We start from the raw sequence: 21,238 nt of genomic DNA, 5'->3' as shown, positions 1-21,238 counted from the left end.
CGGTGTGCGCTTGCAGCGACCCTAACCACACGTGTCAATCGCTCGCACGGCGCGCCACCAGGTGGCGCGTCCGTGTCGGCCGGGGCGTCCCGAGGCGGGCGGGCGACCAGGTCAGTCGGCCGTCGGCGCCTGGCCGACGTCGCGCCGCACGCGCCGGATCTTCTTGTCGGAGATCGCCCGCTCGCCGAGCGCCTCGGGTGACCACGCCTCGTCAGGCACCGCGGCGGCGCTCGCGACGCCCTCGACCGCGTCGGCGTCCGGGTAGGCGCCCTTGGCGGGACGACGACGGCGCAGCGGCGCGTCGACCCCGTCCGCGAGCCGGCGCGTCGTGAGCAGGAAGCCGGTGTGACCGATCATGCGGTGCTGCGGCCGGACGGCCAGGCCCTCGAGGTGCCAGCCGCGGACCATCGACTCCCACGCCTCGGGCTCGGTGTAGCGGCCGTCGGCGCGGATGTCCTCGGCGAGGCGCGAGAGCTGCGTGGTGGTCGCGACGTAGGCGATGAGCACGCCACCCGGCGCCAGGGCTGTCGCGACGGCGTCGAGGTTCTCCCAGGGCGCGAGCATGTCGAGCACGACGCGGTCGACGGACGCCGGCTCGGAGGCCACGGGGAGCACGTCCGACAGGTCCCCGACCGAGAGCGTCCATGCGGGGTGCGGCGCGCCGAAGAACGCCTCGACGTTCCCGCGCGCGATCGCGGCGAAGTCCTCCCGACGCTCGATCGAGTGCAGGGCACCGCCGTCCCCGACGGCCCGCAGGAGCGACATCGTGAGCGCCCCGGACCCGACGCCCGCCTCGACGACGCGCGCGCCCGGGTAGATGTCGGCCATCGCGACGATCTGGCCCGCGTCCTTGGGGTAGACGACGGCGGCGCCGCGCGGCATCGACAGCGTGTAGTCGCTCAGGAGCGGCCGCAGGGCCAGGTACTCGATCCCGGCGGTGTTCCGGACGACCGTGCCCTCGGGCGCCCCGATGAGCGCGTCGTGCGTGAAGTACCCCTTGTGGGTGTGGAACGACGCGCCGGGGGCCAGCGTGATGGTGTGCAGGCGGCCGCGCGGGTCGGTGAGCTGGACGCGGTCCCCCTCGCGCAGCGGGCCGCGCCGCATCGCGGCTCCCGTGCTGCTCGTCGGCGCGGTCGGGGGGATCGTCTCGTGGGTCACAGGGGTCGAGTCTAGGAGCGCGCCGCGGCACCCGGGCCCACGTGGCGCAGCGCCGCGACGACGTCGGTGGCCCGGACGAGCGCCGTGACGCGCCCGTCGGCGACGACCGCCATCACGGGCGAGAGGCGGGTCGCCTGCCCCACGGCCCCGACCAGCTCGGCCCCGCGCAGCGTCCCGTCGACGACCGCACCGGGTGGGAGGACGACCGCGACGGCGGCGACGGGGGTCGACGCGCGCTGCTCGGACGGCACGCCGCCGGCGGCGGCCCGGTCGACGTACGCCTCGGGACGTCCGTCGGGCGAGACGAGCACGACGTCGTCGACCCCGGCGACGCTCCGGGCGCGGTCGGCGTCCGCGAGCGTCGCGCCCGCCGGGACGGCCGTGGCCGGCAGCCCCACGCTCGCCACGGTGACGAGGTCGAGCCGGCGCCCGGTGCGCCCCTCGCGGATCGCCCCGCTCGCCCCGCTCCACAGGAACGCCCCGACGAGCCCGGCCCAGCCGACCGTGAGCAGCGACGGCCTCGTGCCCTCGAGCAGGGGCAGGGCGAGCGCCCACGCGAGCACGCCGACGGCCACGACGCGGCCGGCCCACCCGGCGGCGACGGTGCCGGAGTGCCGGTCGCCCGTGACGCGCCAGACGAGCGCCTCGAGCACGCGCCCGCCGTCGAGCGGCAGACCGGGCACGAGGTTGAAGAGCGCGACGAAGCCGTTGGAGAACGCGCCGGCCCAGAGCAGCATCCCGAGCAGGCCCGACGAGGGCACCGCCTGGGCGGCGACCCAGCACACGGCGGCGATCGCGACGTTCGCGAGCGGGCCGACGACGGCGACCAGCGCGCTCGTCGCCGGGGTCGGCGCGGCACCGCCGAACGCGGTGTGCCCGCCCCAGAGCGTCAGCGCGAACTCGCGGACGACCTGGCCGCGGGCCCGGGCGACGAAGCCGTGCGCGAGCTCGTGGACGAACACCGAGACGAACAGCATGACGACGAACCCGCCGGCCACGACCCACGTGAGCCCACCGAGCTCCGGCGCGCGGGCCTGGATCGTGGGGGCGAAGACCGCGGTGAGCACCACGGCCGCGAGCAACCAGCTCGGGGTGACGACGACCGGCGCGCCGGCGGCCCGGCCCACGACCCAGCCCTGGGTGCCCTGCCGACGCTCCGCGGTGCTCACGCCCGCCAGCCTAGGTCGTCGTGTCGGTGGGGCCGCCTACGCTCGTGCTGTGACGACCCACCTGACCGATCTCGACGCGGCCGACCTCGCCGCGCCGCTCCCCGTGCCCGAGGGAGGCCCGGCCGAGGTCGCGGGTGACGTCGGCGGCGCTGTGTCCGCGGGAGCCGTGACCGTCGGGGAGGTGCACGCCGCCGGTGGCACGGAGACCGTCGGCGACGCGGAGACCGCGGGGATCGTCCCGACCGACACCGAGGTCCCGGCCCCGGCCGAGCGCCGCTCCGTCCCCGGGCTGTCGCCGTCCCGGGCGAACGACTTCCTGCAGTGCCCGCTGCTCTTCCGCCTCCGGGTCGTGGACCGGCTGGCCGAGCCCGCCAGCCCGGCCGCCGCACGCGGCACGCTGGTCCACGCGGTGCTCGAGCGGCTCTACGACCTCCCCGCCGGGGAGCGCACGCCCGCGGCGGCGCGCGCGATGGTCGACGGCCAGTGGGCTGCGCTCCTCGAGGAGTCGCCGGCGTACCGGGAGCTGTTCACCTCCGACGAGGAGCGCACCGAGTGGCTCGCGAGCGCGGGCACGCTGCTCGACACCTACTTCACGCTCGAGGACCCGAACCGGCTCGAGCCCCGCGAGCGCGAGCTCATGGTGCGCACGCAGCTCGAGGACGGCCCGCAGCTGCGCGGCATCGTCGACCGCATCGACGTCGCCCCGAACGGGATGGTCCGGGTCGTCGACTACAAGACCGGTCGCTCGCCGCGACCGGGGTTCGAGAGCTCGGCGCTGTTCCAGATGCGCTTCTACGCGTACGTGATCCAGCGGGAGCGGGGTGTGCTGCCCGCGCTCCTGCAGCTCGTGTACCTCGGGGACCAGCAGATCGTGCGGCACGCGCCGAGCGAGGCCGAGATGGTCACGTTCGAGCAGCGGGTCCGCTCGATCTGGGCCGGCATCGAGGACACCGCGCGGTCGGGCGACTGGCGCCCCCGCCCGTCGAAGCTGTGCGGGTGGTGCTCGTTCAAGGACCGGTGCCCGGCGTTCGGCGGCACGGCGCCCGAGGTGCCGGAGGGGGCCGTCGAGCTCGTGCTCGGCGTCGTCCCGTCGGGCTCCGGCTCCGCTGCCCCCATCCCCGCCGTGGGCACCCCGGTCGGGGCCGTGGGCTCCCCCGCCGCCGCGACCGGCTCGGGGCCGCTCCCCGCCTAGCCCTCGGCGGTCGCTGCGGTCGCGGCGCCGCGCAGGTCCACGACCTCGCCGCCGCCGATCGCCGCGAGCACGTCGAGGGACACCGAGCGCAGCGACCCGGTGATGCTCACGCCGTCGAGCGGCTCGACCGGCGCGAGCACCTGGACCGCCAGCACCCGCGCGCCCGAGGCGTGCGCGGAGGCGACGCCCGACCGGGAGTCCTCGACCGCGACGCAGTCCTGGACGTCGACGCCGAGCCTCGCGGCCGCCGTCAGGTACGGCTCGGGGTGGGGCTTGGGGTGGGTGACCTCGTCCCCGCTCACCACGACCTCGAACACGCCGACGGCACGCGCGAACGGTTCGGCGAGCTCGGCGAACGACGACGTGACGAGCGCGAGCGGCACCCCCGCGGCGACGAGCTCGTCGAGCAGCTCACGCGCGCCGGGCTGCCACGGGATCCCCGCGGCGACGCCGGCTGCGACGCGCGCGTTGAGGAACCCGCTGATCTCCTCGTCGGGCAGCGCCACGCCGCGCGAGCGCAGGGTCCGGGCGCAGACCGCCATGGAGCTGCCCACCATCCCGAGCGCGTCCTCGCGGGTCCACACGCCGCCGTGCGCCTCGACGAGCTCCGTCTCCGCGCTCATCCAGTACGGCTCGGTGTCGATCAGCGTGCCGTCCATGTCCCAGAGGACCGCCGCGGGCAGCGTGCGCGCTGCTGAGGGGGTGCGGCTCGCGCTCGCGCTGCCAGGCTGGGAGGTCAAGACGGGGCTCCGATCGTCGCCGCACACCGCGGTGGTGCACCGATCGAGGCTAACCGCAGCGCAGGACGGCGACCGGCTCGTGTGGTCGAACGCACACGAGCCGGCCGCCGGACGGCCGGACGGGATCAGCACCGGGAGCGACGTCGCCCTGCCCGTCCCCCACCTGCCGGCGCGGGCCGGCAGGACGGACGGGAGCAGGGCGTGCCGGCGGGCGGTCAGGTCGCGACGAGGTCGAACGCGTTGCCCTCCGGGTCGACGAGCGTCACGGACCGACGTCCGCCCGCAGTCAGCGCGCCGAGCCGGCGCGCGCCGAGGCCCTGGAGCCGGCGGACCTCGCCGTCCAGGTCACCGGTCGTGAGCTGGAGGTGCACGGGCGTGCGCAGCTCGCGGCCCTCCGTGACCTGGCGGAAGACGAGGCGGGGCATCCCCGCCGCGGAGCCGTCCAGCAGCTCCGCACCGAGCGCGCTCGCTCCCGGGGCGACCTCGGCGCGGAGCACCGCGGCCCAGAACTCGGCGGCGGCCCGCGCGTCGAACGCGTCGTAGGCGAGCCCGTGGAAGGCCGGGGCGGGCGCCGGACCGGGCGTCGCGGAGGCTGCAGCCGCGGCGACGGGTGTCGCGCGGGCGGCGGTCGGCGCGTCGGCAGGGGTGGTCGCGCGGTCGACGGCGCTCGTGGGGCGAGTGGCCGACGCGGCTCGGGCCGCCGTCGTGGAGCGGGTGGTCGTGGTGGTCATCGTGCCTCCGTCGCCGCGGCCGGCGTGCCGTGCGCGAGCCGGGCCACGTGGTCCCACTCCCGCCAGGTCGCGAGCCGCTGCTCGTAGTCGTGGGTGGCGATGGCGAGGGGCGCCTCACCGAAGAACACACGCAGAGGTGGGTTCGGGGCATCGACGACGGCGAGCAGCGCCGCGGCGCTCGCCTCGGGGTCGCCGACGCTGACGGTCCGCTGGATCCGTGCGAGGGAGGAGGCCTCCCGGACGCCGTCGTACGCGGGGTGGGGCGCTGCGTGCCGCGCGGACGGGCCGGCCCAGTCGGTCGCGAAGCCGCCCGGTTCGACGAGCGTCACGTGGATGCCGAAGCCGGCGACCTCCTGCGCGAGCGACTGGGTCAGGCCCTCGAGGGCCCACTTCGACGCGTGGTAGGCGCCGATGTTCGGGAACGCGCTGATGCCGCCGATCGACGACACCTGGATCACGTGCCCGCTCCCCTGCGCTCGCAGGTGGGGCAGCGCGGCCTGCGTGACCCAGACGGCGCCGAACAGGTTGGTCTCGAGCTGGTCGCGCAGCTCGCGCTCGGTCAGCTCCTCGACCATGCCGAACTGGCCGTAGCCCGCGTTGTTGACGACGACGTCGAGCCGGCCGAGGTGCGCGTGCGCGCGGTCGACGGCGGCGATCGCCGCGTCGCGGTCGGTCACGTCGAGCTCGAGCGGCAGCACGGCGTCGCCGTGACGCTCGACGAGGTCGTCGAGCGTGGACCGCGTGCGTGCGGTGGCGGCGACACGGTCGCCGCGCTCGAGGGCGGCCTGCGTCCAGGTACGGCCGAAGCCGCGCGACGCGCCGGTGATGAACCAGGTCTTCACGAGTGCTCCTCGGGGTGCTGGGGCTGGACGGGTGCGCCGGTCGGTCGCCTCGTGGACGTGGCGCGCTCGGCTGCGTACCCTGGAACGGAGGAACCTCCGTTTCCGTTGACGACACTAACCGGAGGACCCTCCGATTAGCAAGAGGAGAGCTGTGCCGACCACCCCCGCCGCGGACCGACCGCTGCGCGCCGACGCCCGACGCAACCGCGACCGCCTGCTCGCGGTCGCCGCCGAGGTCCTGACCAAGGACGTCGACGTCCCGCTCGAGACGATCGCCGAGCGCGCCGGCGTGGGCATCGGCACGCTCTACCGGCACTTCCCGAACCGCGACGCGCTCATCGAGGCCGTGTACCGGCACGAGGTCGAGGAGCTCTGCGACGCCGCGCCCCTCCTCGTCGGGGGCGACGGTCCCGCGCTCGACGGCTTCCGCGAGTGGGTGCGCAGGTTCGTCGGCTACGCGGCGACCAAGCGCGGGCTCGGCGGCGCGCTGCGCAACGCGGTCGGCTCCGACTCCCCGCTCTTCGACCAGACGCGCACCCGGCTGATCGGCGCGCTCACCGTGCTGCTCGACGCGTGCCGCGCCGAGGGCTCCGTGCGCACCGACGTCGACGCGAGGGACGTCATGCTCGCGATGAGCGGCGTGTGGCTCGTGCCGGACGGACCCGAGTGGGACGCCCAGGTCCGGCGCCTGCTCGACCTCGTGGTCGACGGCCTGCGCTACGGCGCCTGACGGGCGACGGCCGGCGGAGCCGGGCACCCGGCGGTGGGCGCACCTGCGTCCCCGGGCGGCGGCACGGGCACGACGAGGACCTCGGGCAGCGGCGCGAGCGGCGCCCGGTAGTCCTGGACGCTGTCGAGAATCGGCCGCACGACCGCCGCGGTGTCGACGAGGTGCGCGCCGGTGGTCTGCACGAACACCAGGAGACTCGTGCCGTCGGACCGCACGCGCGGCACGAGCACGCGGCGCACGACCCGCCCTCCCACTCCTGCGGGCAGTCCAGGACGAGCCGCGGCTCACCGAACGCCATGGTCGCGTCGAGGCGGCGGGAGCCGTCCGCGGGCCCCGCCGGCGCCGACGTGCATCCGCCGAGCGCGTGGACCACGAGCGCGGCGGCGAGGACGAGACGGGCGAGGACGGGCGAGGACGGGCGGCGAGGACGTCATGCGTCCACCTCAGCAGCGCCGCCGGGCCAGGAGCCCGTCGTCCACAGGCGCGATCCGGCCCCGGGTGCGTCGCGAGCCCTCGCCGCGGACGCACCCTACGCTGGGCAGATGACCGAGCAGGAGCAGCAGCGTCCCCACGACCTCCCGCCCCGCGAGACCATCCTGCTCGCGGCCTTCGAGGGGTGGAACGACGCCGGCTCGGCCGCGACCCAGGCTCTGGAGCACGTGCACGAGTCGTGGGGCGCCGTGCAGGTCGACGAGCTCGACCCCGAGGAGTACCACGACTTCCAGGTGAACCGACCGGTGGTCGGGACGGGCGCGGACGGGCGCCGGGAGATCACGTGGCCGACGACCGCGGTCGCCGTGGCGACCGCGCCGCGCACGGGGCGGCAGGTCGTGCTGGTGCACGGCATCGAGCCGTCGATGCGCTGGCGGCGCTACTGCACCGAGCTGCTCGACATCGCGGCAGGCCTGGGCGTGCGGACGGTCGTGACGGTCGGGGCGCTGCTCGCGGACGTCCCGCACACGCGCCCCATCCCGGTGACGACGACCAGCGACGACGCGGACGTGCGCGAGCTGCTCGGGATCGAGCCGAACAGCTACGAGGGCCCGACGGGCATCGTGGGCGTGCTCCAGCAGGAGGCCGCGGCGCGGGGCATGCGCGCACTGTCGCTCTGGGCCGCCGTGCCGCACTACGTCGCCCACCCGCCGAGCCCCAAGGCCAGCCTCGCGCTGCTCACGCGCCTCGAGCAGCTGCTCGGCGAGCCCGTCCCGCTGGGCGAGCTGCCCGACGACGCGGCGGCGTGGCAGCACGGCGTCGACGAGCTCGCGCACGAGGACACCGAGATCGCCGAGTACGTGCGCCAGCTCGAGGAGGCCAAGGACACCGCCGAGCTGCCCGAGGCGAGCGGCGAGGCGATCGCGCAGGAGTTCGAGCGCTACCTGCGCCGCCGCGACCGCGGCACGGGCGGGTAGCCACGGGCGACCGCGGGCCGCTGGTCGGGTCGCTAGAGCCGGATGCCCAGCAGCGCGTTGACGGCGCGCGCGATCACGCCCGGCGCGCCCTCGACCGCGTCGTCGGTGCTGCCCTGCGCGATCGACAGGTCGGCCCACGCGTCGACGTACCGCAGCGCCGCCGGTGCGTCGAGGTCGTCGGCCAGGGCCGCGCGGACCGCCGCGAGCGTCGCGTCCGCAGCGGGACCGCCGTTGCCCGAGACCGCGGCGCGCCAGCGCTCGAGCCGGACCTGCGCCTGCTCGAGCTCGCCGTCGGTCCACTCCCAGTCCTCGGCGTAGTGGTGCGCGAGGAGCGCGAGCCGCACGGCCATCGGGTCGACGCCCCGCGCGAGCAGCCGGGAGACGAGCACGAGGTTGCCGCGCGACTTGCTCATCTTCTCGCCGTCGAGCCCGACCATCCCGGCGTGCACGTGGGTGCGCGCGCCGTGGCCGGAGTCGAGCAGGCGCGCGTGCGACGTGCTCATCTCGTGGTGCGGGAAGCGCAGGTCGGAGCCGCCGCCCTGGACGTCGAAGGGCAGCCCGAGGCTGTCGCGCGCGATCACCGCGCACTCGATGTGCCACCCGGGCCGGCCGGCACCGAGCACGCCGCCGTCCCACGCGGGCTCCCCAGGGCGCGCCGCGCGCCACAGCAGCGGGTCGAGCGGGTCGCGCTTGCCCGGGCGGTCGGGGTCTCCCCCGCGCTCCGCGAACAGGGCGAGCATCTCGGGCCGCGGGAGCCCCGCGACGCCACCGAGCGACGGGTCGGCGGCGAGGTCCGCGTAGACGTCGCCCTCGCCCTCGCCCGACGCGTCCGGGACGCCGACGCGGTACGCGGCGCCGGCCGCGAGCAGCGCCTCGACGGCGCCTGCGACGGCCGGGATCGACTCGACGGCGCCCGTGTACGCGTCGGGCGGGACGACGCCGAGCGCGGTCATGTCGTCCGCGAAGAGGGTCGTCTGCTCGACGGCGAGGTCGCGCCAGTCCACGCCCGTCGCCGCCGCGCGCTCGAGCAAGGGGTCGTCGACGTCCGTGACGTTGGACGCGTACCGCACGCGGTGCCCGGCGTCGCGCCACGCCCGGACGAGCAGGTCGAACGCGACGTACGTGGCGGCGTGGCCGAGGTGGGTCGCGTCGTACGGGGTGATGCCGCACACGTAGAGCGTGGCCGACTCCCCCGGCGCCGCGACCACGAGCTCGCCGCTCGACGTGTCCCGCACGCGGACGGGGCCGCCTCGGCCGGGGAGCTGGGGGATCTGCGGGGCCGGCCAGGTGAGCACCACGGAAGCCTAACCGGGACGGCGCGCCACCACGCCCGCCGTCCGCCCGTGCGTGGCGGCGGGTGGCGGGCGGGCGTCAGGTCACTCGACCGGCGCGCCTGCGGTCGGCTCGAGCACGCCGGTGAGCAGGAGGACCACGACGAGCGCGGCGAGCGCGAGGCGGTAGATCACGAACGGCCGGTAGCTGTAGGTCGAGACGATCTTGAGGAACGCGATGATCACGACGTAGCCGACCGCGAACGCGACGATCGTCGCGAGCACGGTCGCCCCCAGGCTCGGGGTCCCGGCGGTGCCGAACTCGCCGACGCTCTTGGCGAGCTGGAACACCCCGGACCCGAACACCGCCGGGATCGCCAGGAGGAACGAGTACCGGGCGGCCGCCTCGCGGGTGTAGCCCATGAGCAGGCCGCCGGTGATCGTCCCGCCCGAGCGGGAGACGCCCGGGATCAGCGCGAGCGCCTGCGCGAAGCCGAACAGGACGGCGTGCTTGGGCCGCAGGTCCTCGAGCCGGCTCTGCTTCGCGCCGCGCGCGTCGGCCCAGCCGAGCACGAGCGCGAAGCCGGCCAGCGTCAGCGCGATGAGCCACAGGTTGCGGAAGGGCGTCTCGATGGCGTCCTGGAACGCGAGCCCGAGGACGACGATCGGGACGCTGCCGAGCGCGATGAACCACGCCATCCGCGCGTCGAGGTCCGCCGGTCCACCGACGGGGCTGCCGAGCCGCGAGCGCAGGTCGGTGCCGAGGTCGCCGCGCAGGGCGCGCCACCACGCGACGAGGATCCGCTTGATGTCGCGCCGGAAGTAGAGGAGCACCGCGGTCTCGGTGCCGATCTGCGTGATCGCCGTGAACGCCGCGCCCGGGTCACCGGAGCCGATCAGCTCCCCGATGATCCGCAGGTGCGCGCTCGACGAGACCGGCAGGAACTCGGTGAGCCCCTGCACCAGGCCGAGGACGATCGCTTCCCATGTACTCATGCCTGATGCCACGAGGCGCAACCTTAACGGTGCCGGACCCCTGTCCGATTACCCTTGCGCCTCATGGAACAGCGGCAGCTCGGACGGACCGGACTTCGCGTCTCGCACCTGGGTCTGGGCACGCTGACCTGGAGCCGCGACACGGACGAGCACGAGGCGAGCGAGCAGCTGCGTGACTTCGTCGACGCGGGCGGCACGCTGGTGGACACCTCGGCCTCCTACGCGGAGGGCGGGGCCGAGGAGCTCCTCGGGTCGCTCCTCGACCGCGTGGTGCCCCGCGACGACGTCGTGCTGTGCACCAAGGCCGGCGTGCGGCGCACCCCGTCGGGCGGTGTGGTCGACGCCTCGCGCGGCGGGCTGCTGCGCACGCTCGACGCGTCCCTGCGCCGGCTCGGGACGGATCACGTCGACCTCTGGCTCGTCCAGACGCCCGACCCGCGCACGCCGCTGACCGAGACGGTCTCGGCGCTGCGGATCGCGGTCACGAGCGGGCGCGCGCAGTACGTGGGGCTGTCCAACCACGCCGGCTGGCAGGTCGCGCGCGCCGCGACGCTGCTGGGCGAGGACGTCGGCCTGGCCGCGGTCGAGGCGGAGTACTCGCTGCTGCAGCGCGGGATCGAGCGCGAGGTGCTCCCGGCCGCGGCGGAGATGGGCGTCGGGGTGCTCGCGTGGTCCCCGCTGGGGCGCGGCGTGCTGACGGGGAAGTACCGGCGCACCATCCCGGCCGACTCGCGCGCCGCGTCGCCGCACCTCGCCGGCTTCGTCGAGCCCTATCTCGGGGCGGAGTCGCTCGCGGTCGTCGAGGCCGTCGCGACGGCCGCGGCCGGGCTGGACCGCACGCCGCTCGACGTCGCGCTCGCGTGGCTGCGCGTCCGCACGCAGGTCACGTCGGCGATCGTGGGTGCCCGGACGGCCGCGCAGCTGCGCGGGTCGCTCGCCGCCGAGGACGTCGTCCTGCCGCCCGAGATCCTGCACGCGCTCGACGAGGTCAGCGCCCCCGAGCTCGGGTACCCCGAGCGGCGCTGAGCCGGGCGCCGACCCCGGCCGTCACCGCTCGTCGGCCTGCACGCTCCCGGCGAGCGGCTCGAGGTCGTCGAAGTCGTCGTCGTGCTCGTCGTCGTCGTGCTCGTCCTCGTCGTCCTCGTCGTCGTCGTGCTCGTCGTCCTCCTCGGCGAGGTAGAACGGCGTGGCCTCCCCGTGCACGGTCCCGAGCGCGTCGTCGTACACCTCGAAGGCGTCGGCCAGGATGTCGTACGCGTCGTCGACGGCGGGGTCGTCCTCGCCCCGCCGGGCTGCGACTGCGTGGTAATGGGCCTCGAGGGCGGCGATCAGGCGATCGAGTGCGGCACGCGGGTCGACGGTCATGCCATGACGGTAGCGCCGCGCCGTGCACAATGGCACGGGAATGGTCCGGGCGCCCCGGGCGTTGGACCGGTCTCTCGCGAGAACGGCGGTGACGATGGCAGGGACGACAGGACGGTCCGTGCGCGGCGACTGGGTCGCGCAGGGCGGCCAGTACGAGTACCGGGTGCTGACGATCCCGCGGACGACGAGCCGCGGCGACGCCCGGCGCCTGCTCACGGACGAGGCCGAGTACGGCCGCTGGGAGCTGGCCCGCACGCTGCTGTTCGCCGGCGGCGAACGCAAAGTGTGGCTGCGGCGCAAGATCATCCGGGTGCGCAGCACGCTGGACTACACGCTGGAGTGAGCCGTCACACGGCGCGCAGCAGGCGGTCGAGCACCCGGACGCCGAACCGCAGCGCGTCCGTCGTGACCCGCTCGTCGACGCCGTGGAACATGCCCGCGAAGTCCAGGTCGGCGGGCAGGCGCAGCGGCGCGAAGCCGTAGCCGGTGATGCCGAGCCGGGCCAGCGACTTGTTGTCGGTGCCGCCCGAGAGCGTGTACGGCAGGACGCGCGCGCCCGGGTCCTCGGCGAGCAGCGCGCCCACCATCGCGTCGACGAGGTCGCCCTCGAAGGGGACCTCGAGCGCGATGTCCCGGTGGATGTGCTCGACGCGCACGTGCGGGCCCGCGAGCCCGCGGACGGTGGCGAGGAAGTCCTCCTCGGTGCCGGGCACGAACCGGCCGTCGACGACGCCCTCCGCCCGCCCCGGGACCACGTTCGCCTTGTAGCCGGCGATCAGCTGCGTCGGGTTGGTCGTGTTGCGGACGGTCGCCCCGACGAACCGCGACGCCGGGCCGAGCGCGCGGATCAGCCGGTCGACCGTGCCCTCGTCCTCCGGGTCGAACGGCAGTCCGGTGAGGTCGGCGACCCCCTCGAGCAGCGCGCGCACCGTGGTCGTGAGCGCGAGGGGCCACGGGTGGGCCCCGATGCGTGCGATCGCACCGGCGAGGTGCGTCACGGCGTTGTCCGGGGTCACCTGGCTGCCGTGGCCCGCGCGACCGTCCGCGATCAGCCGCAGCCACCCGATCCCCTTCTCGGCCGTCTGCAGCAGGTACGCGCGGCGCCCGTCGACGTCGACCGAGAAGCCGCCGACCTCGCTGATCGCCTCGGTGGCGCCCGCGAACAGCTCGGGTCGGTTGTCGACGGACCAGCGCGCCCCCCAGACGCCGCCGGCCTCCTCGTCGGCGAAGAACGCGACGACGACGTCGCGCGCCGGGCGCCGGCCCTCGCGGGCCATCTGCCGCACGACCGCGAGGATCATCGCGTCCATGTCCTTCATGTCGACGGCGCCGCGGCCCCACACGAGCCCGTCGTGCACCTCGCCCGCGAAGGGGTCGATCTTCCAGTCCTTCGCCTGCGCCGGGACCACGTCGAGGTGCCCGTGCAGGACGAGCGCGGGACGCGTGCGGTGCTCGCCCTCGAGGCGCACGACGACGTTCGCACGGCCCGGGGCCGACTCGTAGTACTCCGGGGCGAGGCCCACCTCCGTGAGCAGCGCCATGACGTGCTCGGCGGCGGCACGCTCCCCCGGGCCGGAGCCGTCGCCGTAGTTCGACGTGTCGAACCGGATGAGCTCCTGGCAGATCCGGACGACCTCGTCCTCCGCGGTCGGGTGGCCGCCGGTGTGCTCGTCGCCGCCCGGGGCGACCCCCGCCACGGCGCGGTCGGAGGGCTCGGACGACGCAGCGGAGGCAACCGTGGGCATGCGCACCACGGTACCCGCGCGCCCGGGCGCGCCGTGCGGGCGCAGCGGTCCCCCGGGGCACGGCGGATCGTCGCCGGCACGGCGCGCGCAGGCACGACGACGGCGAGGCGCGCGGGCCGGCGAGGGTCCCACCACGCCCGGCCCGCGCGACCCTCCGACGATCAGACCCCCGCTGCGGGCGGGACGGCGTCGAGCAGGCCGCGCCGCGCGAGGAGCGGCTCGATCTGCGGGTCACGGCCGCGCAGGTCGCGGAACGCGTCGAGCGGGTCGCACGAGCCGCCGCGCGAGAGCAGCGCCGCCCGGAACCGGTCGCCGTTGGCGCGCGAGAGCCCGCCGTTCTCCCGGAACCACTCGACGGTGTCCGCGTCGAGCACCTCCGACCAGATGTAGGCGTAGTACCCGGCCGAGTAGCCGCCGCCGAACACGTGGTTGAAGTACGTGGTGCGGTAGCGCGGCGGCACCGGCGCGAACGCGACGCCGGCCCGCTCGAGCGCGGCCTCCTCGAACGGCACGACGTCCTCGACGTCGGTCGGGACCTCGTCGGGCGCGAGGCGGTACCAGGCCTGGTCGAGGAGCGCGGCCGCGAGGTACTCCGTCGTCGCGAAGCCCTCGCCGTCCTGCTGCGAGGCGAGCAGGGTGTCGACCCACTCCTGCGGCATCGGCTCGCCGGTCACGTGGTGCACCGCGTACCGGCGCAGGATCTCCGGGTCGAAGATCCACATCTCGTTGACCTGCGACGGGTACTCGACGAAGTCGCGCGGCACCGCGGTGCCCGACTGCGAGGGCCAGCGCACCGCCGAGAACAGACCGTGCAGCGCGTGCCCGAACTCGTGGAACAGGGTCACGACCTCGTCCGACGTCAGGAGCGTCGGCTGGCCCGCCGGGGGCTTGGGGATGTTGAGGTTGTTGACGACGACGGGCTGCTCGCCGAGCAGCGTCGACTGGTCGACGAGGTTGTTCATCCACGCGCCGCCACGCTTGGACTCGCGCGTCCAGAAGTCGCCCAGGAAGAGCCCGAGCCCCGTGCCGTCGGCCTCGAGGACCTCGAACACGCGCACGTCGGGGTGGTACCCGACGAGGTCGGTGCGCTCGGTGAAGCGCAGGCCGTAGAGCGCGCCGGCGGCGCGGAAGACACCGTCGTGCAGCACGCGCTCGAGCTCGAGGTACGGGCGCAGCAGCGCGTCGTCGAGCGCGCGCCGCTCCTTGCGGACCTGCTCGGCGTAGTACGCCCAGTCCCACGGCTCGAGGGTCGCGCCGGGGACGTCGCGCTCGAGCGCGGCCTGCAGGTCGGCGGCCTCGGCACGCGCGTTCGCGACCGCGGCCGGCGCCAGACGGGCCAGCATCGCCTCGACGGCCTCGGCCGTCTTCGCGGTCGCGTCCTGCGCGACGTACGCCGCGTGGTGCGCGTACCCGAGGAGCCGGGCGCGCTCCGCCCGCAGGCGCGCGAGCGCGAGGAGCGTCGTGCGCGTGTCGTGCTCGTCGCCCGTCGCGCCGCGGCCGACCGACGCGCGGTGCAGGCGCTCGCGCAGCCCGCGGTCGCGCAGCATCGCGAGCGGCGCCTGCTGCGTCGGCAGCTGGAGCTCGAGGAGCCAGCCTGCGTCGTGGCCGCGCCCGCGTGCCGCCTGCGCCGCCGCGGCGCGCGCGTCGTCGGGGAGCCCGTCGAGCTCGGCCTCGTCGGTGACCAGCACCGCGGCCGCGTTCGTGCCCGCGAGCAGGATCCGGCCGAACGCCGTCTCGAGCGAGGTGATCTCGCCGTTGAGCGTCCGCAGGCGCTCCTGGGCGGCGTCGTCGAGCTCGATGCCCGAGCGCACGAAGGCGGTCGCCGTGCGGTGCAGGAGCCACGCGGTGTCCGGGTCCAGCGTGAGCTCGTCCGCGTCGACCTGCTCCTGGAGGGCACGCACGCGCGCGTAGAGCCGGCGGTCGAGGTAGATCGCGTCGTGGTGCTGCGCGAGGAGCGGGGCCACCTGCTCCTCGGCCGCCTCGAGCCCGGGCGTCGAGTCGGAGCTCGACTGGTTGAAGAACACCGTCGCGGACACGTGCAGCAGGCGGCCCGCACGCTCGAGCGCCTCGAGCGTGTTCTCGACCGTCGGGTCCGCCGGGTCGGTCGCGATGCGCTCGACCTCGGCCCGGTGCTCGGCCATGCCGGCCAGCATCGCGGGCAGGAGGTGCTCCTCGCGGATCGCGCGGAAGTCGGGCAGCCCGTACGGGAGGGTCGACGCCCACGCGAAGGGGTTGGTCGGGTCGAGGGTGGTGTCGGTCATGCGGTCCATCATCGCCGACGGGTGCGACGCAGGACGGCCGATCAGCGCGCGGTCACGGTCGCGGGTCGCCGGCGAGCAGGGTCGCGACCCACCCGTCCCGCCGGCTGCCCCGCTGCAGGACGAAACCGCGCACCGTGCCCTCGACCCGGAAGCCCGCGCGCTCGGCGACGCGCAGCGACGCGGTGTTCCCGACGACGGCGCTCCAGGTGAGCCGCTCGAGCCCCAGGCCGTCCGGCCGCAGCGCGTGGTCGACGACGAGGCGCACCGCGCGCGACATCGCCCCGCGGCCGCGCGCGTCCGGCCCGAGCCAGTAGCCGATCTCGGCCGACGCGGCGGGCGCGAGCGACAGGCCGACCATGCCGTCGAGGCGGTCCGTCGCCGCGTCGCGGACCGCCCAGGTCAGCTCCGTGCCCGCCGCCCACCCGGCGTCGACCACGTGCTCGACGAAGCCCTCGGCGTCCGCGCGCGTGTACGGCGACGGGACGACCGTCCACTCCTGCACGTCCGGGTCCTGGCACAGCTCGGTGATGCGGTCGACGTCCGCGGCTCCCGGTGCCCTGAGCACCACCACGTCGTCGGTCAGCTCGACTCGGTCCATGCGGAACCCTGGCACGCCCACCACGTGGCGTGCACGGTCATTCCGTGCGCGTGCCGTGCCCGCGTCCGGACGGCACGCGGTAGCGCAGCTCGAGGAACCCGTCGGCGAACTGCGTGACGCCGAGGACCTCGAGCCGGCCCGTGAGCCGCCGCGGGAGCACCGGGGTGCCGCCGCCGAGCACGACCGGCGCGACGCCGAGCCAGATCTCGTCCAGCAGCCCGTGCGCCGCGAACTGGGCCACGAGGTCCCCGCCCCCGACGAGCCACACGTGCCGGCCCGCGGCCGCCTCGACCATGCGCGCGTGGACCTCCTCGACGGGGTCCTGCGTCAGCTCGACGCCGGTGCCGGGCGCCACGGGCAGGTCGCGGTGCGTGAAGACCCACGTGCGCTGGTCCGGGTACGGCCACGGCCCGCCCTGGCCGAGCATGAACTCGTACGTCGCCGCGCCCATCGCGATCGCGCCGGTGCCCGCGACGAACGTGTCGACGTGGGCCAGGAGGCCCTCCGTGTCGTTGAACTGGAACAGCCAGTCGAGCGAGCCCTCGGTGTCGGTGATGTAGCCGTCGATGCTCGCCGCGACGAGGTACCGGGTCAGCGTCATGCGGTCAGCGTGCACCTCGGCACCGACACGACGCGCCCCGCCGGGCGTCGGGCGGGCCGTGCCGGGTGCACGGTGGGGCCGGGAGACGGGCCGGTCACCCGGCGAGCGCCGCGTCGACCGGCTGCGCCGCGTACCCGTGCGCGGCTCCGACCGCTGTGTTGTGCAGCGTCCCGGCGTGCGTCGTCAGGCCGCGGGCGAGCGCGGGGTCGGCCGCGAGGGCGTCGTGCCAGCCGCGGTCCGCGAGCGCCGTGAGGTAGGGCAGCGTCGCGTTCGTCAGGGCGCGGGTCGACGTCACGGGGACCGCGCCGGGCATGTTGGCGACGCAGTAGAAGACGCTGTTGTGCACCGTGAACGTCGGGTCGGCGTGCGTCGTCGGGCGCGTCGACTCGAAGCACCCGCCCTGGTCGACCGCGATGTCCACGAGGACCGACCCCGGGCGCATCGTCGCGACCATGTCGTCGGTCACGAGCTTCGGTGCGCGCGCGCCCGGCACGAGCACCGCGCCGACCACGAGGTCCGCACGCGCCACCTCGCGCGCGATCGCGTAGGTGCTCGAGGCCAGCGTCCGGACGCGCCCGGCGAACTCGGAGTCGAGCTCGCGCAGGCGCGGGAGGGAGACGTCGAGGACCGTCACGTCGGCGTGCATGCCCAGCGCGATCTCCGCGGCGTGCCGGCCGGCGACCCCGCCCCCGATCACGACGACGCTCGCGGGAGCGACGCCCGGGACCCCGCCGAGCAGCGTGCCCGAGCCGCCCTCGTTCTTCATCAGGTGGTAGGCGCCCACCTGCGTGGCGAGCCGGCCGGCGACCTCGCTCATCGGCGCGAGCAGCGGGAGGCTGCCGTCGCCGAGCTGGACCGTCTCGTAGGCGATCGAGGTCGTGCCCGCGGCGAGGAGGGCGTCCGTGGCGGGCCGGTCCGCGGCGAGGTGCAGGTACGTGAACAGCACGAGCCCGTCCCGCAGGAGCGGGTACTCCGAGGCGACGGGCTCCTTGACCTTGCACACCAGGTCCGCCGTCCCCCAGACCTCCTCGGCGTCGGCACCGATCCGTGCGCCGGCGGCGCGGAAGTCGTCGTCGTCGATCGCGGAGCCCGACCCGGCGCCCGACTGCACGACGACCTCGTGCCCAGCCCGGACGAGCTGGTCGACGCCCGCGGGCGTCACCGCCACCCGGTACTCGTGGTTCTTGACCTCGGTGGGGACACCAATTCTCATCGACGGCTCCTCGTGGGTGCGCTCGACGTGCGGGGTCGGTGCTCCGGACGTTACGGGACGGCGTCGGTGCGCGCGCGGGTTCACGCGCAGACGGCCCCGGACCCGGGCTGAGCCACAGGTCCGGGGCCGTCGCCGCCGGTCAGCATCTGTACGTCACCGTCCGTCGCGCCCGCTTGTCCTCTTCACGCGCGACCTGAACCGCCCCGGCCTGCTTGGGGGCCGTCGGTGACGAGCCACCCGGACCACGTCCGTCCACCCCTCACGAGGGGAGCGTTCTCCGTGTCCGGGCCGATCCTTCGCGGCGGGATGCTGACACCGCCGCGCAGACCGGGAGATCCGATCATGACACCCTCAGCGCTCCGGCTCCAGGCTTTATTCCCGTCGCCCGCCGGGTGTGGTCGCTGCGTCGTGCCGGGCGCAGGTGGACCCGGTGCGAGACCCCGGCGCGGCGGTGCGCCCCGGTCCCCCACGGTCCGTGCTCGTCCGCCCGGGCGTGCCACGGGCGGGTGGTCCGCCGCGGACCGGGCCCGTTCCCGGTCCGTCGACGGAGCGTGCGTCAGTCGCGCGAGGTGCCGGCGGTGGCCGGGTCACCCAGCTCGCCCACGAGCGCGTCGTAGATCGGCGATGCGCTCGATCCGGTCGACGTGCTCACGGCCGCGGGCTGCTGCTGGCGGTCGGTTCGAGACATGAGAGCTCCTGGTGCCGATGACATGTGCCGCAACATCTTCGCGGCAAACGGGTGACCGTGCCACACGAGCGCCCGCCACGCCTCCGCCACCGGTCCGTCACGTGCCGCGCCCGGGTTCTGCGCAGGTCCTGCACATGTCCGCCGACCGCCCGCGCACGGCGTCAGCGCCCCGCCGCCGCGCGTCGCTCGTCGACAGCACGGCGGACGTCCTCGAGCACCAGGTCGGCGTTGAGCGCGATCCCTGCGGCACTGCCTCCCGCCGCCGCCCCGACCACCTGCACGGTGGGGTCGACCACGTTCCCCGCGGCCCAGACCCCGGCGACCTCCGTCCGGCCGTCCGCGTCCACGGCGACGACCCCGTCAGGCCCCGGCGGGAGCCCGAGCGAGGCGAGCAGCCCGTCGCGGGGCACCAGTCGCGGCGCGACGACGAGAGCGTCGCACGGCACGAGCGTGCCGGTGCCGAGCCGCACGCCGGTGAGCCGGTCGTCCTGCACGACGAGCGCGGTCGCGCGGCCCTCCCGGACCTCGACGCCGCGCGCCGCGAGCTGCTCGGCGAGGACGTCGTCGGGCTCCGGGGCGCTGTGGCGCAGCAGCACGACGTCGGTGCTCCACTGGCCGAGCAGCAGCGCCTCGCGCGGTCCCGACGCGTCGGTCGCGAGCACCGCGAGGCGCCGGCCCCGGAGCTCGAAGCCGTGGCAGTACGGGCAGTGCACGACGTCGCGCCCCCACCGCTCGGCGAGCCCCGGCACGTCGGGCAGCTCGTCGGCGACCCCGCTCGTGACGAGCAGCCGCCGTCCGCGCAGCACCCGGCCGTCGTCGAGCCGCACGACCAGACCGTCGGCCGTGGGTCCGGCGGTCGCCGCGCGGCCCGCCACGACCTCGCCGCCGTACGCGCGCACCTCGCGCCGCCCCGCGTCGAGCAGGTCGAGCGGGGCGATGCCCTCGCGCCCGAGCACGCCGTGGGCGCCGTGCGCGGCGGCGTTGCGGGGCTCACCGGCGTCGACCACGACGACGCGGCGCAGCGAGCGCGCGAGCACGAGCGCGGCGCTGAGACCGGCCGGGCCACCCCCGACGACGACGACGTCGTACTCCGGGCCGTCGAGCGGTGCGGGCTCTCCTGTCGTCATCGTGACCACCTCCGTGCACAAGCCTGGTGTCCCGGCGGGGCGCCCGCAAAGGCAGCCGGCGCCGGCCGGCCGGTGCGAGGGTGGGTCCATGCGCGCACTGGTGACGAACGACGACGGCATCTCCTCCCCCGGGCTCGCGACGCTCGTCGCGGTCGCGCAGGAGGCCGGCTACGACGTCACGGTCGCGGCCCCCGCCGCCGAGGCGTCGGGCTCGGGGACGTCCCTGGTCGGCGTCGAGCACGGCGGCCGGCTGCGGGTCGAGCGCCGCCCGGCACCCGGGGTCGCCGACGACGTGCCGTCGTTCGCGGTGCACGCCACCCCCGCGCTGATCGCGTTCCTGGCCGCGTACGAGGGGTTCGGGCCGCGTCCCCACGTGGTGCTCTCGGGCGTGAACCGGGGTGCGAACACCGGCCACGCCGTCCTGCACTCGGGCACGGTGGGGGCCGCGCTGTCCGCGATGACGCTCGGCATCCACGGGCTCGCGGTGTCCATCGACTCCCCCGACCCGCAGCACTGGGCGACCGCCGGCGTCGTCGCGGCGCACGGGCTGCGCTGGCTCGTCGGCCGCGACGCCGCCGACGGCGTGCTCAACGTCAACGTGCCGGACCGGCCCGCCCACGCCCTGCGCGGCGTGCGCGCGGCGACGCTCGCGCCGTTCGGGGCGGTGCAGGCGAGCGTGCGCGCCGACGACGGGGGCGACCTCGTGGTGCGGTACCGCGCGGCCGACGGCGAGGCCACCCCGGGTTCGGACGCCGGGCAGCTCGCGGACGGCTGGGCGACGCTGACGCTGCTGCGCGCGCCGTGCGCCGACGGGTCCGTCGTGCTCCCCGAGGTGCTCGACGGACCGCTGCACGCTACGTCGCCGGAGCTCTGACCGGCGACGTAGCGACGGCCGGGTGCCGAGGAGCCGGCACGGGCGCTGGTGTCAGGCGCCGGACCGGGCCGCGGCGATGAGCGAGGTGAGCGAGTCGCGCAGGTGCTCGAGCTCGTCGAGCCCCATCCCGAGCCGCTCGACGACGGCCGGCGGGATGCGCTCGGCCGCGGCGCGCAGCGCGGCGCCCTGGGCGGTCAGCGTGACCGCGAGCGCCCGCTCGTCGCGCGGGTCGCGCGCCCGCGTCACGAGGCCCCGCGCCTCGAGCCGCTTGAGCAGCGGGGAGAGCGTCGCGGGCTCGAGGCTGAGCCGGCGTGCGAGGTCGCCCGCGCGGAGAGGGCTCGCCTCCCACAGCGCGAGCATGACGAGGTACTGGGGGTGCGTGAGCCCGAGCGGCTCGAGCAGCGGCTTGTAGGCGGCCGTCACCTCGCGGGCGGCGACGGCGAGCGCGAAGCAGACCTGCCGGTCGAGCGCGAGCAGGTCGGGCGGCGCCGGGGTGGAGGTCGTCACGGTGCAGGAGTCTAGCCGCGG

23 protein-coding genes are annotated in these 21,238 nt (G+C 75.7%); 6 read left to right on the top strand and 17 right to left on the bottom strand.

Annotation, left to right across the window (positions count from 1 at the left end; translation table 11 throughout):
- Positions 1–111: 111 nt before the first annotated feature.
- Together NXY84_RS09945 and NXY84_RS09940 are read right to left on the bottom strand one after the other, a co-directional pair.
- Positions 112–1,104 (bottom strand): tRNA (adenine-N1)-methyltransferase, encoded by a 993-nt coding sequence (locus tag NXY84_RS09945; protein WP_258727171.1) that lies wholly within the window; start codon positions 1,102–1,104, stop codon positions 112–114.
- Between the two features lie 65 nt (positions 1,105–1,169).
- Positions 1,170–2,327, bottom strand: coding sequence for a site-2 protease family protein (locus tag NXY84_RS09940; RefSeq protein ID WP_258726916.1), 1,158 nt, complete (start codon positions 2,325–2,327; stop codon positions 1,170–1,172).
- Positions 2,328–2,559: 232 nt separating this feature from the next.
- On the opposite strand from NXY84_RS09940, the gene NXY84_RS09935 reads away from it, so the two are divergent.
- The gene (locus NXY84_RS09935) at positions 2,560–3,519 is read left to right on the top strand and encodes a RecB family exonuclease (RefSeq protein ID WP_258727170.1); all 960 of its coding nucleotides are present in this window, start codon (positions 2,560–2,562) and stop codon (positions 3,517–3,519) included.
- On the opposite strand, the gene NXY84_RS09930 is transcribed toward NXY84_RS09935, so the two are convergent.
- The 3 genes from NXY84_RS09930 to NXY84_RS09920 all read right to left on the bottom strand — a co-directional run bounded on the left by NXY84_RS09930 (position 3,516) and on the right by NXY84_RS09920 (position 5,832).
- Positions 3,516–4,259 (bottom strand): HAD family hydrolase, encoded by a 744-nt coding sequence (locus tag NXY84_RS09930; RefSeq protein WP_258726915.1) that lies wholly within the window; start codon positions 4,257–4,259, stop codon positions 3,516–3,518. The genes NXY84_RS09935 and NXY84_RS09930 overlap by 4 nt on opposite strands.
- Positions 4,260–4,474: 215 nt before the next feature.
- Complete coding sequence (locus NXY84_RS09925) at positions 4,475–4,990, bottom strand: VOC family protein (protein ID WP_258726914.1); 516 nt, start codon at positions 4,988–4,990, stop codon at positions 4,475–4,477.
- On the bottom strand, positions 4,987–5,832 hold the full coding sequence (locus NXY84_RS09920) for an SDR family oxidoreductase (protein ID WP_258726913.1): 846 nt from the start codon (positions 5,830–5,832) through the stop codon (positions 4,987–4,989). The genes NXY84_RS09925 and NXY84_RS09920 overlap by 4 nt, the downstream gene beginning before the upstream one ends.
- A 151-nt stretch (positions 5,833–5,983) precedes the next feature.
- On the opposite strand from NXY84_RS09920, the gene NXY84_RS09915 reads away from it, so the two are divergent.
- Positions 5,984–6,562 carry a TetR/AcrR family transcriptional regulator gene (locus NXY84_RS09915; RefSeq protein ID WP_258726912.1) on the top strand — a complete coding sequence of 193 codons (579 nt, stop codon included), beginning with the start codon at positions 5,984–5,986 and terminating at the stop codon, positions 6,560–6,562.
- Here NXY84_RS09915 and NXY84_RS09910 read toward each other — a convergent pair.
- Positions 6,550–6,801, bottom strand: coding sequence for a hypothetical protein (locus tag NXY84_RS09910; protein WP_258726911.1), 252 nt, complete (start codon positions 6,799–6,801; stop codon positions 6,550–6,552). The two genes, NXY84_RS09915 and NXY84_RS09910, sit on opposite strands and share 13 nt — an antisense overlap.
- 303 nt (positions 6,802–7,104) lie before the next feature.
- Between NXY84_RS09910 and NXY84_RS09905 the strand changes: the two genes are divergently transcribed.
- Positions 7,105–7,971, top strand: coding sequence for a PAC2 family protein (locus NXY84_RS09905; RefSeq protein ID WP_258726910.1), 867 nt, complete (start codon positions 7,105–7,107; stop codon positions 7,969–7,971).
- Between the two features lie 32 nt (positions 7,972–8,003).
- Here the strand turns inward: NXY84_RS09905 and mshC are convergent, their stop codons facing one another.
- The gene (gene mshC, locus NXY84_RS09900) at positions 8,004–9,266 is read right to left on the bottom strand and encodes a cysteine--1-D-myo-inosityl 2-amino-2-deoxy-alpha-D-glucopyranoside ligase (RefSeq protein ID WP_258726909.1); all 1,263 of its coding nucleotides are present in this window, start codon (positions 9,264–9,266) and stop codon (positions 8,004–8,006) included.
- 81 nt (positions 9,267–9,347) lie between these two features.
- The gene (locus NXY84_RS09895; protein WP_258726908.1) at positions 9,348–10,238 is read right to left on the bottom strand and encodes an undecaprenyl-diphosphate phosphatase; all 891 of its coding nucleotides are present in this window, start codon (positions 10,236–10,238) and stop codon (positions 9,348–9,350) included.
- Positions 10,239–10,301: 63 nt separating this feature from the next.
- Between NXY84_RS09895 and NXY84_RS09890 the strand changes: the two genes are divergently transcribed.
- Positions 10,302–11,264 carry an aldo/keto reductase gene (locus NXY84_RS09890; protein ID WP_258726907.1) on the top strand — a complete coding sequence of 321 codons (963 nt, stop codon included), beginning with the start codon at positions 10,302–10,304 and terminating at the stop codon, positions 11,262–11,264.
- Between the two features lie 21 nt (positions 11,265–11,285).
- Here NXY84_RS09890 and NXY84_RS09885 read toward each other — a convergent pair whose 3' ends face one another.
- Positions 11,286–11,603 carry a primosomal protein gene (locus tag NXY84_RS09885; protein ID WP_258726906.1) on the bottom strand — a complete coding sequence of 106 codons (318 nt, stop codon included), beginning with the start codon at positions 11,601–11,603 and terminating at the stop codon, positions 11,286–11,288.
- 94 nt (positions 11,604–11,697) lie between these two features.
- Here NXY84_RS09885 and NXY84_RS09880 point away from each other — a divergent pair, with 94 nt between their 5' ends.
- The gene (locus NXY84_RS09880) at positions 11,698–11,946 is read left to right on the top strand and encodes a DUF5703 family protein (protein WP_258726905.1); all 249 of its coding nucleotides are present in this window, start codon (positions 11,698–11,700) and stop codon (positions 11,944–11,946) included.
- A 4-nt stretch (positions 11,947–11,950) separates the two neighbouring features.
- On the opposite strand, the gene NXY84_RS09875 is transcribed toward NXY84_RS09880, so the two are convergent.
- The 7 genes from NXY84_RS09875 to NXY84_RS09845 form a co-directional block, all read right to left on the bottom strand.
- Complete coding sequence (locus tag NXY84_RS09875; protein ID WP_258726904.1) at positions 11,951–13,348, bottom strand: M20/M25/M40 family metallo-hydrolase; 1,398 nt, start codon at positions 13,346–13,348, stop codon at positions 11,951–11,953.
- 161 nt (positions 13,349–13,509) lie between these two features.
- The gene (locus NXY84_RS09870; RefSeq protein ID WP_258726903.1) at positions 13,510–15,609 is read right to left on the bottom strand and encodes a M3 family metallopeptidase; all 2,100 of its coding nucleotides are present in this window, start codon (positions 15,607–15,609) and stop codon (positions 13,510–13,512) included.
- 52 nt (positions 15,610–15,661) lie between these two features.
- A complete protein-coding gene (locus tag NXY84_RS09865; RefSeq protein ID WP_258726902.1) occupies positions 15,662–16,207 on the bottom strand; it encodes a GNAT family N-acetyltransferase in 546 nt (181 codons plus the stop codon).
- A gap of 37 nt (positions 16,208–16,244) precedes the next feature.
- Positions 16,245–16,808 (bottom strand): dihydrofolate reductase family protein, encoded by a 564-nt coding sequence (locus NXY84_RS09860; protein ID WP_258726901.1) that lies wholly within the window; start codon positions 16,806–16,808, stop codon positions 16,245–16,247.
- Between the two features lie 94 nt (positions 16,809–16,902).
- A complete protein-coding gene (ald, locus tag NXY84_RS09855; protein ID WP_258726900.1) occupies positions 16,903–18,021 on the bottom strand; it encodes an alanine dehydrogenase in 1,119 nt (372 codons plus the stop codon).
- A gap of 556 nt (positions 18,022–18,577) precedes the next feature.
- A complete protein-coding gene (locus tag NXY84_RS09850) occupies positions 18,578–18,709 on the bottom strand; it encodes a hypothetical protein (protein ID WP_258726899.1) in 132 nt (43 codons plus the stop codon).
- 161 nt (positions 18,710–18,870) lie between these two features.
- Entirely contained in the window at positions 18,871–19,836 is a 966-nt protein-coding gene (locus tag NXY84_RS09845) for an NAD(P)/FAD-dependent oxidoreductase (protein WP_258726898.1), read from the bottom strand.
- Between the two features lie 88 nt (positions 19,837–19,924).
- On the opposite strand from NXY84_RS09845, the gene surE reads away from it, so the two are divergent.
- Positions 19,925–20,710 (top strand): 5'/3'-nucleotidase SurE, encoded by a 786-nt coding sequence (surE, locus tag NXY84_RS09840; RefSeq protein WP_258726897.1) that lies wholly within the window; start codon positions 19,925–19,927, stop codon positions 20,708–20,710.
- A 51-nt stretch (positions 20,711–20,761) separates the two neighbouring features.
- On the opposite strand, the gene NXY84_RS09835 is transcribed toward surE, so the two are convergent.
- A complete protein-coding gene (locus NXY84_RS09835) occupies positions 20,762–21,217 on the bottom strand; it encodes a MarR family winged helix-turn-helix transcriptional regulator (protein ID WP_258726896.1) in 456 nt (151 codons plus the stop codon).
- Positions 21,218–21,238: the final 21 nt, after the last annotated feature.

The organism is Cellulomonas sp. NS3 (assembly GCF_024757985.1).
In the GTDB taxonomy this organism is placed as follows: domain Bacteria; phylum Actinomycetota; class Actinomycetes; order Actinomycetales; family Cellulomonadaceae; genus Cellulomonas_A.
The sequence above is the reverse complement of the archived record's forward strand: the minus strand, read 5'-3'. Positions and strand labels throughout refer to the sequence as shown.